A 20,487-nucleotide genomic window follows, 5' to 3' on the forward strand; every position below is an offset into this window, starting at 1 on the left:
GAAGGGCCCACAAAAACCATAAATTCCCCGTCTTTAATATCAAGATTTATCCCGTGTACTGCCTTAAACCCGTTAGGGTACTGTTTCTCCACACCTTTTAATGTCACTTTGGCCATTTAAAACCCTCCAGTTACTTTATTTTATTAATATTTTATAAACAAAATTATTCCAAGAAAACATTTTCTAAATTTAAGCTTATTTCAGAAATTGTTTTCAATATGATAATACCTCAAGTTTTTTATTATGTCAATAGAAAAAATTTTATTTTTTTGAAAAAATAAAAAAAGAGCAGCTTTTCTAAGAAAAGTAACTCTCTATAATTTTATTTTTATGTTTTATTTTATTTTTGCACATGAATCTTTTAACTTTAGCTCTGTTTCAAATATCTTTCTTTTCTCTATTTCATTTCCGTTTAACACCAGCATTAATCTCTCTGCAAGCTCCACGCCCATTTCATAAATCGGCACTTTTACAGTAGTCAGTCTTGGTTTTGCTATTTCTGACATATAAGTATCATTATGCCCCACTATTGACAGTTCCTCAGGAATTCTCAAACCGAGTTCATCAGCAATATTCATGACTATTCTTGCCTTTATGTCATTTTTACAGAATATAGCCGTAATGTCGCCTCTTTTCAGCAGTAATCCCCTTACTGTACTCGTTATACTCTCTATAGTATCCCCGGTTTCCAGTATTATTTCCTTATCTTCCTCTATATTATTCTCACTTAATGCTCTTTTATATCCCATATATCTTTCATAATTTACAGTAAATTCAGTAGAAGAATTTACCATTGCTATTTTTTTGTGCCCCAGTTTTATGAGATAGCTTACCGCAAGAAAAGAATCTTCTTCATTTAATGTATCTACGGTATATACTTTATTTATAAGGTTTTCATCATATACATTTCCATTTATTATAAATTTTACGTCATTCTCTGCAAAACTTGTTATAAACATGTCGTCAAGCTTACTGCTCAAAAGTATAAACCCGTCCACTCTTCCGCTTTTATAAAGTGAGATGAGTTCTTTGGTTTTTTCTTCACTTCTTTCACATGATAATAACTGTATAAAATAATGTTTTTGCTGTGTTATAGTCATTATGCCCCTCAGAACTTCTGACAGATATGGAGAAAGAAAAGATTCGTCAGTACTAGCATTTAGTATCACACCTATATTATTCAGTTTCCCCTTTAGATTCTGGGCAGTTATACTTGGTGTATAGTTAAGCTTTTCCGCTGCTTTCAATACTTTTTTCACATATTCTTTTTTTACATTCTCAGGTTTTGATAAAGCACGTGAAACTGTAGAAACAGAAACCCCAGCTTCTCTGGCCACATCTTTTATTGTTATTTTACTCATAATTCTCCTAACAGAAAACGTTTTTTTTATGTTAACATAAATTCCAATTTGTGTCAACATTCTCTCAATGGTATTTTTCCTTTTCTCTTCTGGAATACAGGCTTTTCTCTATATTCTTTTAATATTTTATTTTTTTATATACAGAAAATTTTTCTGTTTTAAAGATTTTTTTCTAAAATTGCAATATTTTCTTTCCTGTGATAAAATATTATAAAATTTCATTAAGGAGATACAATGACTAAAAAGAAGAAAATTACTCTGATTACAGGGATTATTATTTTTCTGCTTCTTGCTTTAGGATATGTTGCGACTAAATTTTTCGTATCCGCTTCTTCAGTAAAGAACAAAAAAATAGAAAAGCCTGTTTACCAAAATACACCTCAGGTATTACAGGAGAAAGAGGAAATCAGGAATAAACTAATCGAATATGAAGACATACATATTGACGGACTAAAAATTATAGCACAGGGGCTTGAAGATTCCGATACCCTGTCAGTGCATTCTCAGGCACGTAAAAGTATTCAGGATGTAACCATGATATTGACAGACCTTGAAACACAAGACTGGGGCAATACTGATGATGAAAACTTCAATAAAGCAGCGAAAGAACTGCACCAAGATGCCATAACTGCTTATCAGTATAAGCTGGAATTTCTGGAAATCTGTGCAGTCTGGTCACAGGAAAATCCCGGAAAGAATCTTCTGAAGATCATTAATCTGTCCACTAAAATGGCAGATTACTGGGAATATTTCATAAAAAAGGAAAATATTTATCTGGATAACACTGAAAAATAAAAAATACACCCTGTTTGTCAGGCTCCCCTGACTTTCTGGGTGTATTTCATTTTTTACATTTCTTTTTTATTAACTCTTATCTTTCTCCAAGTATATACGAAATTCCTGCATTGATTTTATGATTTTCAAAATCACTGTTATTTTCATATTCATAACCTGTTTTAAGAGTAAATTTATCTGTTATCTTGAAGTCCATATTTAAATTTGCATTTAAAGTTCCTTTTCCATAATGCAGTTCTTCCATTGTGTAGCCATTTGTCATTTTTCTGTCTTTGTGGAATGTATCAGTGAAATTCTGTTCATAGCCTATTCCCACAAGCCATCTGAAATTTCCTGTACCGTTCCCAATATGAAGACCGATTTTCCCTACTGCACCATCACCTGAAGCACCTTCTATCTTTGCCATACCATCAGTTCTGATTGTTTCTTCATTTACCATTATATAATCCACACCTATTGACGGAGTTACCACCAAACCTGTATTCCATAAATTCTGGTCATAGCTTGCTGTTACTCCTGTTTTTATTACATGAGAATTATAACTGCTCTCTTTTCTTCCTGCCATAAGCCAGTCTGCATTAAGTTTGTGTTCATTATAACCATATCCGAAATGTCCGTCCAGATTCAGGTTTCCTGTTTTATATCTTCCAAATACATCTATACCGAATGTATTTACCTTTTCCTCATCTCCGTTATCATATCTTACCTTATTATCTGTATATCCCAAAGTAAAACCGCTGTATAAATTATCTGTATGTTTATAAAGTGTTGTTCCGGCTATTCCGTCAGAATCCACATCATAATCATAATTAAGACTGTTGCTTCCTTTAAAGTTCGATCCTGCTTTTGTTCCTACATATTCTACCGATTGTCTTCTTTCACCGGAATTCATACTGTCTGCTTCCATAGAAAGAAAATTCCCCGACATTGTGTCCAGTCTGTTTAAGCTGTCAAGATCAACCCTGTTTCTGGGAACGGCATTTGTTTTCTCCGCTGCTGTTGGTTTTGGATCAGGAGACGGACTTGGTACTGGATCAGGATTCGGTTCAGGATCTGGTACAGGAGTAACAGGAACTTCCTTATTAAGATTCGTATACAATGCATCCAGTACTGTAACTCCGTTTTCTATTCTTGATACTGTTTCCTTAGTCCAACCTTCTGCTTCATTCATTCCTCCAGTTGTCTGAAACTGGAAAGAAGGATCCACAGCCTGTTTTTTATTAGAAACAACTATACTCTTTACTCTCAGCTGATCTCCGTAATTAGTGAGCCCTGATTCTTTTGCAATATCGTTTACTGTATTTCCTGCATTGTTCAAAACTATTTTTCCGTTTTGTAAATTCAGACTTGCTGCTATTATTTTTCCTGTTTTATTTGTTTCATTCACTATTCCGTCATAATTTACACCTACATTTATTACTCCTGATAATGTTAATTCTCCCAGTTCAGTTTCATCAGCCAGATCCGCCATACTTTTTTTCCCTGAAAAAGCTTCTGTATAATAACTGTCATCTGCAGCAGGATTCAGGTTGATAATTCCTGTAATTTCCGAATTTCCTCTGCTTACTATTTTATTAAAATTATCAGCACTATCTATTTTTACATTTCCGTTTACTATTAATACATTTTCTCCGCCGGAAGCATTAATTTTCCCGCTTATTTCACTTCCGTTTCCTAGTTCAAGCACACTGCTGCTGTTATCAAATTTCACTGCATAATCTGTACCTGATATTTTACCAGTATTTAAGAAGTGTCCGCTGTATTCTTCTGCACCGGAAACTATTTCTACACCTGTTTTTCCGTTTATTTCTCCTGTATTTACCGTTTTTATATTATTCGACACATAAATCCCTGTCTCCGCTGCTTCTATTTTACCTTGGTTCAATAATGTTGACTGCTCAGAACTTATTCCTGTATTGCCGCTTTTCAAATAACCTGTATTCAAAATACTGCTGTTATTTAAAGCTGCTATTGCTGTTCCTTTTGTTATATCTATATCTCCGGTATTTTTTACTGTTGAATTATCAGCTTTTATTCCTGTTCCTTCTGTTGATATACTTATTTGAGCACTGTTCAGAAGCATGCTGTTATTTGCTGTTAAGATTCCTGTTCCATTCTCTATACTTATATTACCGGTATTTTCTATTTCTGAATTATCGGCATTTATCCCTACACCATTTGAATTAATCAATAATGCAGCATTTTTTAGTACAGAATCTGCTAAATCTATGTTAATTCCTTTTGACACTTTTATTTCCCCGCCGGCTGTATTTGTTACATTTGAAGCCGATGTCTGTATTCCTGTTCCTTCTGTTATACTTATTTTCGCACTGTTTGTCAGGATACTGTTATTTAAAGTTGAAATTCCTGTTCCTTTTATTATCTGCAATTCTCCGCTGTTTGTCACTTTAGAATTATTGCCAAGTATTCCTACACCGTCTTCATTGCTTAAAAGCGCGTTATTTGTCAGTGTTGTACTGCTTACATCTATATTAGTCCCTTTAACTGCTGATATTATACCTGTACTTTCATTTGTTACTTCAGACCCTGCAGCTTTGATTCCTGTTCCTGAATCTGTTATTTTTATTGCGGCACTATTTACAATTTTACTGTTGCTCTCTCCTGCTATTCCTGTTCCCTCTGTTATATTAATTTCTCCTGCATTATTCAGTTCAGTGTTATTAGCATACATTCCAAGAGCCATACCGCTTACATAAATTTGTCCGTTATTACTGACTTTTGAATTTATTCCTGCTATCCCTGCGCCGTTTTCACCGTCGATATTGATAATCCCGGTATTTTGTCCGTCTTTTAGTTCTGAATTGCTTATTCTTATTCCTATACCGTTATCTATACTCAAAGTTCCGGTATTCGATATTAAGTTTCCGCTGTCAGTAATGTTTATTCCCACAGAACCTGCACCTGATAATTCCATATCTCCTGTATTTGTTATACTTGCAGATTTTGTCACAGACATACCTGTAGTATTTCTTTCTGTTGATACAAAGTCAGCACTGTTTGTGAAAGATGTTTTGGCATCTGTTACATAAATCCCTGTTCCGCTCTCGCCGTTAAATTCTATTGTCCCGGTATTTGTCCCTGTAGTTCCGTCCATATAAGTAGTTCCCGATGAAACATATATTCCTGTTCCATTATTCTCAAGAACTATTTTTCCGTCATTATTCAAAACAGAACCTTTGTAATATGAGGCACCGGCCAAAATTCCTATTCCGCTTCCTTTTACTGTTATTAACCCTGTGTTATCTCCTGTGTTTAATGATGAATATTCCAGTTTTATTCCTATTCCGTTATTTACTGTTATATCTCCTGTATTATGTATTTTACCGTTATTTGTAGAATAGATCGCTATTGAATTGTCCCCGAGAGCTGTTAATGCTGCATTATTATATACATGTGCAGTTTTATCGCCAGCTGTTGTACTTCCGCTTAATTTTATCAAAGTAATACCTGTTTTATCCGAACCGGAAATTATATCACTGTTATTTGTAAAACGTCCTTCGTAGGCTCCGCCGCCGAATATAGATACTCCGGTTACATTATTTCCTGCAATGATTATTTTCCCGTTATTTTCACCAATTGCCTGTGAAAGCTGGATTCCGATCCCGTTACTTCCTATTGTCACACTTCCGTTATTTATAACCGTAGAAAACGGAGCTGCATTAGAGTATTTAGTAGCATAAATTCCATAATTATTTGATGTTATTGATCCGTTATTTTCTACATTTGAAGCAAGTGCATAAATTCCATACCCTTTTTCAACAGTTATTATTCCGTCATTTTTTACAAATGACTGATTTGTAAGAGAAGAGTTTGCTATATATACTCCATTTGCATAATTTTTCCCTGTTATCACACCTGTTGATGAGTTTATAAGCTGGGCTCCGCTGTCTCCTGTCAGTAATCCGCTGAACGATGAACTGGCTGAGGCTGAACCTGACACTTCATTGTTATTGGTAAATGTAGAAAACCCTCTTATTGTAACCGCAGAAGCGCTTGTTCCGCCGTTTACTCTTATAATCCCGTTATTTTCAATAGTACCGCCTTTTATATTCTGACTTCCATATGTAAATATAGCTGTTCCGCCTGCTGTTGACAGTATTGTACCGTCATTTCGTATAACTCCTGTAAATGTAGGTCCGGAATAACCTTTTGTAGCAATCCCTATACCCGATGTAAGATTAATTACTCCGTCAGAAGTATTTATAATTGTCCCTGTTCCGTCTGCTGATAAAACTCCCACACCATTTGTGCTGTTCATATTAATTGTTCCGGAATTGATCAGACTGGAATTGTTACTTATTAAAACTCCATTATTGTATTTCGCATTGAGGTCAATCTTATTTAAGTTTTCAAGAACTGCCCCGTTACTCACTTTATATCCCTGCAAGTACCAGTTAGGGTCCGGATTCCCGTTGTTTCCGCCGGCAGTATACGGTCCTTCTCCGGTAATTACCAAATCATTTGTTGTTTGTGTATCACTAGTTATATTTATTGTGTCAGAGGATGTATTAACTGTAACCTGCGCATTCCCAAAACTCGATAATGTTCCAAGCATTGACATTAATATTATTCTTTTCATTTTCCTCTTTCTCCTGATTTGCTCATACAAATCTTTTTTAAAATTTAAAATACAAACTTTTTATTTAATTAATAAACTAAGTTTTCAAATTATAGTATCATATTATTTCCATTCTGTCAAATCGCTATATCCCTTTAATTTCAATATGTACAACAACTTTTTAGAATAAACCCTCTAAAAATGTATAAAATTTTAAATGTTTTTTTTCTATTTTTGATTTTGTTTCAAAAATAAGACATACTTTAAATTAGATGTATGCCTTATTTTATTCATATCTTTGCACATTTTCATGTAAATTTATTTCATAGCAGAAATTTTAAAATAAATCATATAAGATCAAATTAAAATTCCTGCATTTTACTTTTTGTCAGCATGTACAACCATCATCCATAACTGCCATTTTACTGATCCTAAACATACCACTGTTCGTTCTTTGTTACTACTCTTACTCTTACTCTATATTATATACAAAATCACAATTACAAATGTAAATTTATAAAATTCTGTTTTATCTATTTCAAGGTGGGGTAGGTAGTTTTCTTTTTCATATATTTCTTTAATTAATTCATTATTTTAGAATTTTGATAATCACATTTTTACAAAAATTTTGTATAACGTTTACACTATTCCAATGTTTCAATTCCTAAAACTATAATAATCAGTAAAATTTATCAAGACAGAAATGTTAACAATCGTACCGTTCCTTACTAACAATAATATCATACATTTTTTTTATTTGATTTTGCTTATTTCAAAATTAGTTTTATATTTTTTTTAACTTATTTCATTCTAAATATTTTTTATTTCCCAGATTGCCTGAAACTATGCATTAATATAGAAAACTATATTTTTGAAAAGTTTTATCTCTGTTATTATTCTGCATAATTTCTGCACATTCTTTTTATTATCTTAATTTGATGTTATTAAAAAAAGCTGTATAAAACTTTATTTTATACAGCCTTCCCTTGTTAGTTTCTCATTTTTTATAAACTTTATTTATTATACAGGATTATTTTACGCCTAATGTATATGAAATACCTACATCAAATTTATGATTTTCATAATTACTGTTATTTTCATATTCATAACCGCTTTTTATACTGAACTTATCTGATAGTTTATAATCCATATCCAGATTCGCTCTCAAAGTATCTTTTCCGTAATAAAGTTTTTCCATTGTATAACCGTTTACCATTTTTCTTTCTTTGTGAAAAGTATCAGTAAAGTTCTGTTCATATCCTATTCCGGCTTTCCATCTGAAATTCTTTCCGCTGTTTCCCAGACTTAATCCTATTTTTCCTACAGCTCCTTTTCCTGCTGCAGATTCTATATCTGACATTCCGTCTGTTTTTATTGTCCCTTCATTTACAATTACATAATCCATTCCTACTGCAGGTGATAATATTAATCCTGTATTTCCTAATTCCATGTCATATCCTGCCGTTATCCCTGTATTTATTACGTGTGATTCATAATTACTTACTTTTTTTCCTGACATTAACCAGTCAACTTCTAATTCATGTCTGTTATATCCATATCCAAAATGTCCTCCCAAATTCCAGTTTCCAATTTCGTATCTTCCGAATATATCTGTATTAAATGAATTTATTTTTTCATTATCATCATTGGAATATTTTACTTCACTGTCTGTATATCCAAGAGATATTCCTCCGTAAAAATTATCAGTATATTTATGCAATGTTGTTCCTGCGATTCCGTTGGAATCTACATTATAATCATAATTAAAATTATTATTTTCTGAAAAATACGACCCTTTTTTTGCTCCTGTATATTCTATTGTCTGTTTTGTCTCTCCGGCAGCCATTCTGTCTGCTTCCATATTAAGGAACCGTTCAGATAATGTATTCATTTTATTTACATTATCAAGGTCTACTCTGTTTCTTGGAACTGCATTTATTTTTACCGATGACACAGAGATTGGTTTTATTTCTGTATCTTTTTCTGCTGTTCTAACTAATTCAGAACTTACATTTGTTTCTTCGTTTGTTTCTGTTTTCTCTTCAGAGTTTGAATTCAGATCTGTTGTTTTCTGAAAATTTATATCTGTGTTTGTATCACTGGAATTAACTTTATTATTATTTGTATATACCTCATCTAATACTGTTACACCGTTTTCTATTCTTGCTGTAGTTTCTCTTGTCCAGCCGGCTGCTTCATTCATTCCTCCTGCAGTCTGAAATCTGAATTCCGGATCTACAGCCTGTTGTTTGTTTGAAACAATTATACTTTTTATTCTTATCTGATCACCGTAATTTGTTTTACCTGACTCTGTTGCTATGTCATTCACAGTGTTTCCTGCATTGTTTAAAACTACTGACCCATTTTGCAGCTTTAATCCGCTTGTTAATATTTTACCTGTTTTAGCTGTTTCATCTGTTATTCCATCATAATTTACACCTACATTTATTACTCCGGATAATGTTAATTCCCCTAAATTCTCTTCATTGGCAATATTATCCGTATTTTTTGATTCTGTGTATGCACCAGTATAATAACTGTAATCTTCGGCCGGTTTCAAATTAATTGTTCCTGATACTGTACTGTCTCCGATTGCCACCAGTTTGCTGAAATTATCAGCACTGTCTAATTTTATATTTCCATTTACTACTAATATATTTTCTCCGCCGGAAGCATCTATTTTACCGTTTATTATACTCCCGTTACCAAGTTCAAGTACACTGTTTCCATTATCAAATTTTATTGCATATTCTGTTCCTGATATTTTTCCTGTGTTAAAAAAGTGACCGCTGAATTCCTCTGCTCCGGAATTTATTTCTACTCCGGTTTTTCCACTTATTTCACCGGTATTCATTATATTTATATTATTGTAAGCGTATAATCCTGTTCCGCCGGCATCTATTATGCCATCATTAAAAACTACCGAACCTTCTGAATGTATTCCCGTATCCCCACTTTTCAGCAATGAATCATTCACAATAAAGCTGCCGTCTGTTGCTGATATTCCTGTTCCGTTAACAACGTTTATTTCACCGGCATTCTGTATATAAGAATTAACGGACTTAATCCCTGTTCCATTACCATTACTTAAAACTCCTTGATTTAAAACAACTGAACTATCCGTATCTATGGCTGTTCCGTTTAAAACATTTATTCTTCCTGCTAACCCATTTGTTACCTCGGTTTGTACACTTTTTATTCCTGTCCCATTATTTACTTCTATGCCGGTTCCGTTAACAATTATAGAATTCTGACCGTTTATTCCTACTCCGTTTTCACCATTTACATATATAGTTCCTGTATTTTGTTCTTCTTTCAATTCAACATTTCGTAAATTTATTCCAATTCCGTTATTTACATTTATAATTCCTGTATTAGATCCTAATATTCCGCCTTCAGATATATCAATACCTATGGAATTATCACCTGATAATGTCATATTTCCTGTATTTGTTACAGTTGCGGATTTTGTTATATATATACCTGTTGTATTATCACCGGCTGCCTCTAAATCACTGTGATTTGCAAAAGATGATTTTGCATCGGTTACATATATTCCTGTCCCGCCTTCACCCAAAAATACTATTCCGCCTGTATTATTTCCGGTTGTACCATTCAGATAAGTATTACCTGATAAAACATAAATTCCTGTTCCGTTATTCTCAAGAACTATTTTCCCGTCATTTTCTAAGATAGAACCGCTGTAATTTGAAGCACCGGCCAAAATTCCTATTCCGTTTCCTTTTACTGTCACTAATCCTGTATTATCTCCTGCATTTAATGATGAGTATTCCAGTTTTATTCCTATTCCGTTATTTACTGTTATATTTCCTGCATTATGTATTTTTCCGTTACTTAAAGAGTAAATAACTGTTGAATTGTCGCCGAGAGCTGTCAATGATGCATTATTATATATATGCGCTGTCTCATCGCCAACTGTTGTACTTCCGTCAACTTTTACCAGAGTAACTCCTGTTTTATCTGAATCTGAAGTTATATCATGGTTGTTTGTAATCTGCCCTGCATAGCCTCTTCCGCCTATTATATGAAACCCTGTACTATTATTTCCGGAAATAACAAGTTCACCGTTATTTTCACCTATACTCTGATTAATTCTTATACCTGTTCCATTATTTCCTATTATTATTGTCCCGTTATTTACAACTGTAGAAATCGGAGTTCCATTGGAAAATTTTGTAGCATATATTCCTGTACCATTTGAACTTATAGTTCCATTGTTTTCTACATTTGAAGCAACTGCATATATTCCATATCCTTTATCGACATTTATAATTCCGTCATTTACTATAGAAGTAACATTTGTAAGAGATGAATTGGATACATATACTCCATTAGCATAATTTTTTCCGGTAATTACACCAGACTCTGAGTTATACAACTGAGCACCTGCACTACCGCCTAATATACCTCCGCTTGAGTAAAGAGACGGGTTAGAACCATACAGTTCACCATTATTTATAAACAATGTAAAACCAGTTATTCTTGCAGCTGTAGCACCTACTGGAGAATTCTCCACTCTTATTGTTCCGTTATTTATAACTAAACCGCCGGCTTTCGTCTGTCCACCATACACTGAAATCCCTAATCCGCCATTGTTAGAAATGATTAAACCGTCATTTTGTATAAATCCTGTAAAAGATGTTTCTGCATATCCTTTTGAAGCTATTCCATATCCATCTGTAAAGTTTATTATACCTGAAGAAGTATTCATTATACTTCCAGTTCCATCTTCAAGTAATATAGCCACACCATTCGTTCCGTTCAAATTTATTATTCCCGAGTTCAACGCATCGGAATCATTTCTTAATGATATACCTGCATTGTATTTCCCGTTTAAATCTATGGTGTTGGCGTTTTCAAGGCTGGAACCGTTACTTATTTCATAACCTTTCAAATACCAGTTTGGATTTGGATTTCCGCTTCCTCCGCCGGCAGTATAAGGACCCTCTCCACTAATTATCATATCATCAGATGTTTTTCCGTTTGATATTATATTTACACTTTCCGCTGATGTTTTCACATCAACCTGGGCATTTGCCATTGTTGCCAATGCCCCTAATATAGAAATCAGCAATATCTTTTTCATTTTCATCTCTCCTAATTTGTTTATACAAATTTTTAAAATTTATTTTAAATAAATTATCCTGTCACAGCCATTTTTTGCATTTCTATTTTAGTATTATTAATTTTCTTATTTTTATACATTTATTTCTTTTTATCAGTTGTGAATAAAATTCTAATTCCTGAATTTATGTTTAACATTTATTGTACACCACTTATATTTCTCTGTAATATTATATTATAATTTTCTTATGTGTATTCTCTTATCTCAAAATTAGTTTTTGATTTTATAAAGCTAATAATCCTCTAATCATTGAATTATATTTTTATTCTAATTTATTTTTTTATACTAATTTTACAGTAAAAAAATGCACTATCTGTATTTAGAATTTTTATTCTAAGCATGTTTTTATCTCTTAATATTTTTTCCACTTTATTAAAAAATTATATATCCCCATATAAAAAGCCTGCTTTTCAGCAGGCTTACACATTTATAAAAATTTTATTTACCTTTGTAATCAGCACCATAGTATGCTTTTAAATATACTTCTTTTAATTCAGTTACTAACGGATATCTAGGGTTTGCACCTGTACACTGGTCATCAAATGCATCTAATGCTAACTGATCCACAGCTTCCAGGAAATCTTTTTCGGCAATTCCATACTCTTTTATAGAAGCAGGTATTCCGATTTTAGCTTTTAATTCGTCTATAGCTTTGATAAGGTTAGTAATCTTATCATCATCTGTTTTACCGCTTATTCCTAAGAAATTAGCTATTTCTACATATCTGTTTTTTGCATCAGGATACTTGTACTGAGGGAATACACCCATTTTAGTAGGACTTTCCACAGCGTTAAACTTGATTACTTCATTTAGAAGCATTGCATTTGCTATACCGTGAGGTACATGGAACTTTCCTCCCAGTTTATGTGCCATTGAGTGACATATTCCAAGGAATGCATTGGCGAAAGCCATACCTGCAAGACATGATGCATTAGCCATTTTTTCTTTGGCGTTAATAGCTTTTGCTCCTCCGTCCACTGATTCAGGCAGGAAGTCAAATACTAATCTCATTGCTTCAAGTGATATAGGTTTTGTATACTCAGTAGCAAGTGTAGAAACATAAGATTCCACAGCATGTGTAAGTACGTCTATACCAGATGCCACTGTTAATCCTTTAGGCATAGTAAGCATTAATTCAGGATCGATTATTGCCACATCAGGTGTTAATTCATAATCAGCCAGAGGATATTTTACTCCTGTTTCGTCATCAGTTATTACTGAGAAAGGTGTTACTTCAGAACCAGTTCCTGCTGATGTTGCCACAGCTATAAATTCTGCTTTTACTCCCATTTTAGGGAATGCATATATTCTCTTTCTTATATCCATAAATCTCATTGATAAATCATGGAATTTTACTTCAGGATGCTCATACAGTACCCACATAATTTTCGCAGCATCCATTGCAGAACCTCCGCCAAGTGCTATTATTACGTCAGGATTATAGTCAAGCATTGCCTGTGCTCCTTTTTGAGCTGATGATAATGTCGGATCTTCCACAACATCTGAGAATATTCTGTAGTCTATATTTAATTCGTCTAATACTTTTGTTATATGATTAGTAAATCCTAGTTTTGCCAGCGCTGAATCTGTTACGATAAATGCTCTTTTTTTAGACCCCTTCAATTCTTCTAAAGCTACAGGAAGTGAACCAAATTTAAAATAGATTTTTTCAGGAACTCTAAACCAAAGCATATTTTCTCTCCTTTCAGCGACTGTTTTTATATTAATTAAATGTTTTACACCAACGTTTTCAGAAACAGAGTTTCCTCCCCAAGAACCGCATCCTAATGTTAATGACGGCTCTAACTTAAAGTTAAATACATCTCCTATTGCTCCAAGTGATGAAGGCATATTTACAAGAGTTCTTCCTGTTTTCATTCTCTTACCGAATTTATCTACTTTTTCTCTTTCAGCAAGGTTTACATAAAGAAGCGATGTATGTCCAAGTCCTCCAAGATCAATTAGTTTTGCTGCTTTATCCAATGCGTCGTCATAATTTTTTGCTTTATACATAGCCAGTACCGGAGATAACTTCTCATGTGCGAACGGCTCTTCATCAGAAACAGACGTTACTTCTCCTATAAGGACTTTTGCATTTTCAGGAACTTCTACTCCTGCCATTTTTGCTATAGTGTATGCACTCTGACCAACTATTTTCGAGTTTAATGCACCATCTACGAATATTGTATTTCTTACTTTGTCTATTTCAGTTTTTTTAAGGATATATGCTCCTCTTAAATCAAATTCTTTTTTTACTTCGTCATAAATTTTCTCATCTACTATTACAGCTTGTTCAGATGCACAAATTACTCCGTTATCAAAAGTTTTTGACATTAGTGTGTAGTTTACAGTCATTTTTACGTCTGCTGTTTCATCTACTATTACCGGTGTATTTCCGGCTCCTACTCCTATTGCCGGTTTCCCTGATGAGTAAGCTGCCTTAACCATTCCCGGTCCTCCAGTTGCCAGTATCAAATCAGCTTCTGCCATTAATTCCTTTGAAAGATCTACACTTGGTTCGTCTATCCATCCGATGATATTTTCAGGTGCTCCAGCTTTCACTGCAGCCTCTAAAGCTAGTTTCGCAGTATAGATTGTACATCCTTTCGCTCTTGGGTGCGGAGAGAATATAATTCCGTTTCTTGTTTTTAGAGCAAGCAGTGTTTTGAATGCTGTAGTTGATGTAGGGTTAGTCGTAGGTATTACCCCTGCCACTACTCCTATCGGCGTAGCTATTTTCTTAATACCGAATGATCTGTCTTCTTCCAGTACTCCACAAGTCTTTTCATCCTTGTATTTATTATAAATATATTCAGAGGCAAAATGATTTTTTATTACCTTATCCTCCAAAATACCCATTCCTGTTTCCTCAACAGCCATTTTTGCAAGATTAATTCTTTCATTGTTAATTACTAAAGCGACTTCTTTAAAGATTCTGTCTACTTCTTCCTGGCTGTATTCAGCGAATTTTGCCTGCGCTGCTTTTACTTTTGCCATCATTTCTCTTAATGATTCCAAATCCTTAACCATTTTTGACCTCCATAAATTATTTTTTTCACTTTTTAAATAAAAATCATACTAACATAAAATTATACAGTATATATTTTTTCAGTTGTAAAGGTATATATTAATTCTATATATGTAAACTATACTTTCTAATTATGTTATTTTTTTCACTTAGTATAAAATCTTAAAAAGTCTTGTATTGATGAACAATAATATTTTATTCACAATATAGAGACTGTTATCTAATCTTTTATATGTCTAATTATATTTCTTTGTGAATAAAATGTCAAATAAATTTTCTATTAAACTTTTTTATGTGGTGTGTTATAATAAATACAACAAACACTTGTTCAGTGAATTTTTATTTACTCACTAAACGATTTATTTTTGATTAAAGGAGTAAAATATGAAAAAAATAATCTACATTTTCACAGTTTTTCTGATGGTAATCTCATGTTCAGGAGTCTCACACAAAGGCGGCGGACCGTCAGCCACAGGATTTCCCAATTCAGGAAAAGCATCGTGGTATGGCGGTAAGTTTAACGGGAATTCTACTGCAAGCGGAGAAATCTTTTCCGAGAAAGCGCTTACAGCTGCCCATCCCAGTTTACCTTTTGGAAGTATTGTAGAGGTAACCAATAATGAAAATAACAAAAAAATAAAAGTACGTATAAATGACAGAGGGCCGTTTACTAAAGGAAGAATCATTGATCTCAGCAAAGAAGCTTTTTCCAGAATAGCCGATACGAATAAAGGCGTTATTGATGTCAGTATTAAGGTCATTAAGTAATAAATTCCTTTTCTAGAAAATCCTTATCAATATAAGCAGAATTTTATACTTTCTATCTGTATATATATTTTATAGTTTCATTTATTAATTTATAAAAATATCCGGATTTCTGCTATATATAAAACTAAATATACAAACTGTACTAAGTATATAGGAAGTCCGGCGGAAACATTTTCGAGCCGGGCTTTTTTATTAAAGTTGTTTTGCTGTACTCATCTTTAACTTTGCTTATCCTTTATGATATTTTCTGACTTTGCATTATTTTTACGTTTATCACTGATATAAACACTTTTTATTTTTTAATTTTATTGCTTATTCGTAAATTGAAAAAAATTAATATTCTTATATTTATTTCCTTAAATCCTGTACCTCACTTTTTATCTATTTTTATTTCCTATACGTTTTATTTTATTCTTTCGCCTGAATTTTTAGACAGTTAATTCATTTTACTTACATTTATTTTTTCATTTTCAAAACAATTAAATTTATTTATTTTTAAATTTAAAAAACATAAATAAATAATTTGTAAAACTAATATATAAAGTTGAAATTTTGACAATCAATTTCATGTATGGTATCATTAATAAAGGCTTTTAAGAAAAGAATTTCTTTATAAACTAATTTATTATTTTATAAATGATTACGAATTCCCATATTCAAAAAAACAGCTTTCAAAAAACTAAAAAGGAGGTATTTTTAAATGATAAAATTTCAAAATATCAACAAAAGTTTCAGAAATCAAAAAGTTTTGAATAATATTAATTTAAATATTAACAGCGGAGAACTAACAGTTCTCATAGGCCCCAGCGGCTGCGGAAAGACAACTACGCTGAAGATGATAAACAGACTTATCCACCCCACTTCAGGACATATTTTTATAAACGGAGAAAATATTGAAAAAAAGGATATTATAAAGCTGCGTAGAAAAATAGGCTATGTTATACAGCAGACAGGGCTTTTCCCCCATATGACCGTAAAGGAAAACATAGAAATCATACCCCGTCTGGAGCATATAAACAGTGATGAAATATCAAAAAAGACTGTAGAATTAATGAAAATGATCGACCTTAATCCCGATGAATATCTGTATCGTTTTCCGGCACAACTCAGCGGCGGTCAGATCAGAGAGTAGGTGTAGCACGGGCATTTGCATATAATCCGGATATTATCCTTATGGATGAGCCGTTTTCCGCGCTTGATCCTATCAGCAGAAACCAGCTTCAGCAGGAACTCATTGCACTTCAGGAGAAAATGAAAAAGACTATTGTTTTCGTCACACATGATATGGATGAGGCGGTAAAAATAGCTGACAGAATATGTATTATGAACAATGGTGAGATAGTACAGGCTGATACACCGGAAAATATACTGAAAAAACCTATTAATGAATTTGTAAGTAATTTTGTAGGAAGAAACAGAATATGGACTGTGCCTGATTTGATAAAAGCGAAAGATATTATGATAAAAAATCCTGTTACAGCAAACAGGGACGAACTACTGTGCAACTGTATTGAAAAAATGCGTGAAAATAAGGTAGACAGTATATTTATAGTGGGTGATGACAATAGACTTGAAGGGCTAATCACCATCCGTACACTTCAGGATTTACGCTCAGCTAATGTCAAGGCATCAGAGGTTATGAATAAGACTCTTTTCACCATCTATGAGGATTACAGTATACTGAATCTTTTACAGCTAATTACTGACAATAATCTTTCTGCTATACCTGTGGTAGATAAACAGCAGAGACTAAAAGGTCTTATTACTCCGGGAACACTTGTAACTTCACTTAGTATGCAGTACCTCGACAATGAAAAGGCAGGTGATACTAATGAACTTTCTTAGTTATGTAGCTGAAAATTATCAATATATCCTCAGTCTTGCATTTGCACATATAAAGCTTACATTTATTGCTGTACTGCTTGCAATAATGATAGGAGTACCTCTGGGTATATTAATTAATACATATAAGAGTCTTTCCAAAGGCATTATAGGAATTATAAATCTTATACAGGCTATTCCGAGTCTGGCTCTTCTGGGGCTTTTTATACCGCTGCTTGGTATAGGCGTGCTGCCGGCAATAGCTGTGGTAATACTGTATTCCCTGCTCCCCATTGTAAAAAACACCTATACAGGACTAAATGCAATTAACCCGCAGACTCTGGAAGCATCAAAAGGGATTGGAATGACAAGGCTTCAAAGACTTTTTAAAGTGAAGCTGCCCCTTGCATTGCCTATAATAATGGCGGGAATCAGAATTTCATCAGTTACTGCTGTGGGACTTATGACAGTGGCGGCATTTATCGGTGCAGGCGGTCTTGGTTCACTGATTTTTGCAGGTATCCAGACTGTAAACTATAATAAAATTCTGGCTGGTGCAATTCCGGCATGTATACTGGCACTTGCCATAGACTTTTTCGTAGGTAAAATTGAGTATTTTGTTACTCCGCTTCCTCTTCGAAAAGGAAAAACCATAATTTCGGAACAGACAATTGCTAAAAATAAAAGAATAAGAAAATATGGACTTATCTCTATTATTTTACTTGCTTTTATTATAGCCGGTACGATTTTTTATACAACAATGGAAAATAAGAAAAAGATAACTGTGGGGTCAAAGAGCTTTTCCGAACAGGTTATTCTGGGAAATATGGTTTCTGATATAATAGAGGAACATACAGATCTGAAAGTAGACAGAAAGCTCAGACTGGGAAGTACACAGATAACTTTTACCGGTATCACAAATGCTGAAATTGATGTTTATGTGGAATATACAGGAACTGCACTCGTGAACATACTGCAGCTTCCAAGCAGCTCTGATACTGACTATGCTTATAATACTGTCAAAAATGAATTTGACAAGAGATATGGACTGAAACTTCTGAAACCGCTTGGTTTTAATAATACATACACTATTGCTACAACAAAGGAAATAAAAGAAAAATATAATTTAAACAAAATTTCCGACCTGAAAGCTGTGAGCAAAGAGTTTACGCTGTCACCTACAATAGAATTCAGCAACAGACCGGACGGACTTCCGGGATTTCTTAAGGCATATGATATGGAGTTCAAGGCTGTAAACCCTGTGGAAGGGGCTCTTAGATACAGTGCTATTGAGTCAGGAAAGAGTCAGGTTATAGATGCTTTCTCTACAGACGGACTTCTTAAAGCATTTGAGCTGGAAGTTCTTGAAGATGATATGCACTTTTTCCCGCCTTATTATGCTGTACCTATTGTAAGAAAAGAGATACTTGAGAAGTATCCTCAGCTGGAAGAGGCTATAAATAAGCTTGCCGGTCAGATAGATGATCAAACTATGAGAGAACTTAACTATAAAGTAGATAAACTAGGTATGGAGCCGGATAAGGTCGCACGTGAATTCCTTATCGAAAGAGGATTTATAAAAGAAAAGTAGCTTTCCAAAAATTTTATTTATATTAAAAGACCGCTGTTTTGGCGGTCTTTGTTTATTTTCCGTTACTTTCGGAATATTTCAATGATTTTCATTTTACTTATTTCATAATTTTATATTATGATAATTTTATGTTTTTAGTTTATATTGAGAGTTTATTTTCTGTTTTCTGCTTTAAAATTTCAGAAAATCTAGTACAAACTCTATTTTAGGAAAGAGGATATTTTTCCTTTTTTATGTTATAATTTATTGCAATATACTAAATTTACGGAGTGATAATATGACTTATGAAGATATCAGGGATGAATTAAGAGAATTCGTGAAAGAGAGAAACTGGGAGAAATTTCATAATCTAAAGGATCTAGCTCTTTCTGTTTCTATAGAAGCGTCTGAGCTTGTAGAGATTTTTCAGTGGAGAAATCCTGAGGAGATGAATGATGAGGATCTGGAAAATATAAAATTTGAACTTGCCGATGTCCTTATTTATGTCTTCTTTATGTGCGATAAGCTGGGAATTGAACCTTATGAAATTATTCGGGAAAAAATGGAGATTAATAAGGGGAGGGTTTTTAAATTTTGAAAATTCATCTTCTTTCAAGTTAAAAACCCTATTTTTAATGTATTTATTATTAACTTCTATTTATAATTGAAAAAAATCTGTAGACCATAATTTTTCACAAATTCTTTGAACTAATTTTGCTCTTTCCTCTACATCCTTACGTTTAAATTTCAAATGTGCTTTAAATTCAAGTTCTATGATTTCCTTAGAATTAGTAAAATTAGGATTTTTAATGTAACAATTAGGGTGTAAACTTTGAGCATAAGTATTTTCTTTTTGGTAATGTTCTAACTTATCTTCATATTTATCACTACTAAAAGATTGATTAGTTCCTTTAGGTAAAAGAATTAGCGCTCCTATTGAATTCCTTATAGTTTGAAATTCCTCGTTTTGATCAAATTCATCTGAATGTTCGTCAAATTTATTGGCCCAAATATGTTCAATTTCATAGGGAGCTCCATTTGGCTGTTGATAAGTGGTGTATAATATTTCTTTTTTAGTTAAAAAATCTATGTAACTTGAGATTCTTGATAACAAATGTTTAACAAATTTTCTATTCATTTTATGCAATCTAAAATTTTGTATTCCACTCCAATCTTCAGAAATTCCATTTATCTCATGAATTAAATTTTCTCCTAAAGTTTTTAAATCATTATTTCTTATTAGCTTTATTATATTAAACATTGAGTACCTTATTGAAGTCTGACCAAATTTATGATAATTGATACTTTTTTTCATAGTGAAGGTTTCAATATATTGCGCAACATGGTGTTAGTATGAAAAAGTGGACACAAAAATCTTGATTGTGTAAACTAATTGAGAGAAGGCAGGTGTCCGAAATG

The 20,487-nt window shown here is 33.0% G+C and carries 11 protein-coding genes and 1 pseudogene; 6 read left to right on the plus strand and 6 right to left on the minus strand.

What is annotated here, in order from left to right:
* Both NK213_RS15420 and NK213_RS15425 read right to left on the minus strand, forming a co-directional pair.
* Window positions 1-116: pseudogene (locus NK213_RS15420) on the minus strand (sugar ABC transporter ATP-binding protein); the annotation flags it as partial.
* A gap of 219 nt (window positions 117-335) precedes the next feature.
* Entirely contained in the window at window positions 336-1,361 is a 1,026-nt protein-coding gene (locus NK213_RS15425) for a LacI family DNA-binding transcriptional regulator (RefSeq protein WP_253350610.1), read from the minus strand.
* A gap of 234 nt (window positions 1,362-1,595) precedes the next feature.
* Here NK213_RS15425 and NK213_RS15430 point away from each other — a divergent pair, with 234 nt between their 5' ends.
* Complete coding sequence (locus NK213_RS15430) at window positions 1,596-2,156, plus strand: hypothetical protein (RefSeq protein ID WP_253350612.1); 561 nt, start codon at window positions 1,596-1,598, stop codon at window positions 2,154-2,156.
* 76 nt (window positions 2,157-2,232) lie between these two features.
* Here the strand turns inward: NK213_RS15430 and NK213_RS15435 are convergent, their stop codons facing one another.
* From NK213_RS15435 to adhE, 3 genes are all read right to left on the minus strand, one after another.
* Window positions 2,233-6,756: an autotransporter outer membrane beta-barrel domain-containing protein gene (locus NK213_RS15435; protein WP_253350615.1), complete on the minus strand. Its 4,524-nt coding sequence runs from the start codon at window positions 6,754-6,756 to the stop codon at window positions 2,233-2,235.
* Window positions 6,757-7,765: 1,009 nt separating this feature from the next.
* On the minus strand, window positions 7,766-11,842 hold the full coding sequence (locus NK213_RS15440; protein ID WP_253350616.1) for a hypothetical protein: 4,077 nt from the start codon (window positions 11,840-11,842) through the stop codon (window positions 7,766-7,768).
* A 477-nt stretch (window positions 11,843-12,319) separates the two neighbouring features.
* Window positions 12,320-14,911 carry a bifunctional acetaldehyde-CoA/alcohol dehydrogenase gene (gene adhE, locus NK213_RS15445; protein WP_253350618.1) on the minus strand — a complete coding sequence of 864 codons (2,592 nt, stop codon included), beginning with the start codon at window positions 14,909-14,911 and terminating at the stop codon, window positions 12,320-12,322.
* Window positions 14,912-15,293: 382 nt separating this feature from the next.
* Between adhE and NK213_RS15450 the strand changes: the two genes are divergently transcribed.
* From NK213_RS15450 to NK213_RS15470, 5 genes are all read left to right on the plus strand, one after another.
* Window positions 15,294-15,677, plus strand: coding sequence for a septal ring lytic transglycosylase RlpA family protein (locus tag NK213_RS15450; protein WP_305879862.1), 384 nt, complete (start codon window positions 15,294-15,296; stop codon window positions 15,675-15,677).
* Window positions 15,678-16,377: 700 nt separating this feature from the next.
* The gene (locus NK213_RS15455) at window positions 16,378-16,809 is read left to right on the plus strand and encodes an ATP-binding cassette domain-containing protein (RefSeq protein ID WP_253350620.1); all 432 of its coding nucleotides are present in this window, start codon (window positions 16,378-16,380) and stop codon (window positions 16,807-16,809) included.
* 41 nt (window positions 16,810-16,850) lie between these two features.
* Window positions 16,851-17,522, plus strand: coding sequence for a CBS domain-containing protein (locus tag NK213_RS15460; RefSeq protein WP_253350622.1), 672 nt, complete (start codon window positions 16,851-16,853; stop codon window positions 17,520-17,522).
* Window positions 17,509-19,089 (plus strand): glycine betaine ABC transporter substrate-binding protein, encoded by a 1,581-nt coding sequence (locus NK213_RS15465; RefSeq protein ID WP_253350624.1) that lies wholly within the window; start codon window positions 17,509-17,511, stop codon window positions 19,087-19,089. Before NK213_RS15460 ends, NK213_RS15465 begins: the two co-directional genes overlap by 14 nt.
* Before the next feature lie 277 nt (window positions 19,090-19,366).
* Complete coding sequence (locus NK213_RS15470) at window positions 19,367-19,666, plus strand: nucleotide pyrophosphohydrolase (protein WP_253350627.1); 300 nt, start codon at window positions 19,367-19,369, stop codon at window positions 19,664-19,666.
* 60 nt (window positions 19,667-19,726) lie between these two features.
* Here NK213_RS15470 and NK213_RS15475 read toward each other — a convergent pair whose 3' ends face one another.
* A complete protein-coding gene (locus tag NK213_RS15475) occupies window positions 19,727-20,329 on the minus strand; it encodes a DUF1524 domain-containing protein (RefSeq protein WP_253350629.1) in 603 nt (200 codons plus the stop codon).
* Window positions 20,330-20,487 lie beyond the last annotated feature (158 nt).

The organism is Sebaldella sp. S0638, from assembly GCF_024158605.1.
Classification (GTDB): Bacteria; Fusobacteriota; Fusobacteriia; order Fusobacteriales; family Leptotrichiaceae; genus Sebaldella.

Excerpts from the sequence above, each read along its gene's own strand:
- NK213_RS15425 (WP_253350610.1), bottom strand. The coding sequence starts at position 1,361 with ATGAGTAAAATAACAATAAAAGATGTGGCCAGAGAAGCTGGGGTTTCT.
- NK213_RS15430 (WP_253350612.1), top strand. The coding sequence starts at position 1,596 with ATGACTAAAAAGAAGAAAATTACTCTGATTACAGGGATTATTATTTTT.
- NK213_RS15435 (WP_253350615.1), bottom strand. The coding sequence starts at position 6,756 with ATGAAAAGAATAATATTAATGTCAATGCTTGGAACATTATCGAGTTTT.
- NK213_RS15440 (WP_253350616.1), bottom strand. The coding sequence starts at position 11,842 with ATGAAAAAGATATTGCTGATTTCTATATTAGGGGCATTGGCAACAATG.
- adhE (WP_253350618.1), bottom strand. The coding sequence starts at position 14,911 with ATGGTTAAGGATTTGGAATCATTAAGAGAAATGATGGCAAAAGTAAAA.
- NK213_RS15450 (WP_305879862.1), top strand. The coding sequence starts at position 15,294 with ATGAAAAAAATAATCTACATTTTCACAGTTTTTCTGATGGTAATCTCA.
- NK213_RS15455 (WP_253350620.1), top strand. The coding sequence starts at position 16,378 with ATGATAAAATTTCAAAATATCAACAAAAGTTTCAGAAATCAAAAAGTT.
- NK213_RS15460 (WP_253350622.1), top strand. The coding sequence starts at position 16,851 with ATGGATGAGCCGTTTTCCGCGCTTGATCCTATCAGCAGAAACCAGCTT.
- NK213_RS15465 (WP_253350624.1), top strand. The coding sequence starts at position 17,509 with ATGAACTTTCTTAGTTATGTAGCTGAAAATTATCAATATATCCTCAGT.
- NK213_RS15470 (WP_253350627.1), top strand. The coding sequence starts at position 19,367 with ATGACTTATGAAGATATCAGGGATGAATTAAGAGAATTCGTGAAAGAG.
- NK213_RS15475 (WP_253350629.1), bottom strand. The coding sequence starts at position 20,329 with ATGTTTAATATAATAAAGCTAATAAGAAATAATGATTTAAAAACTTTA.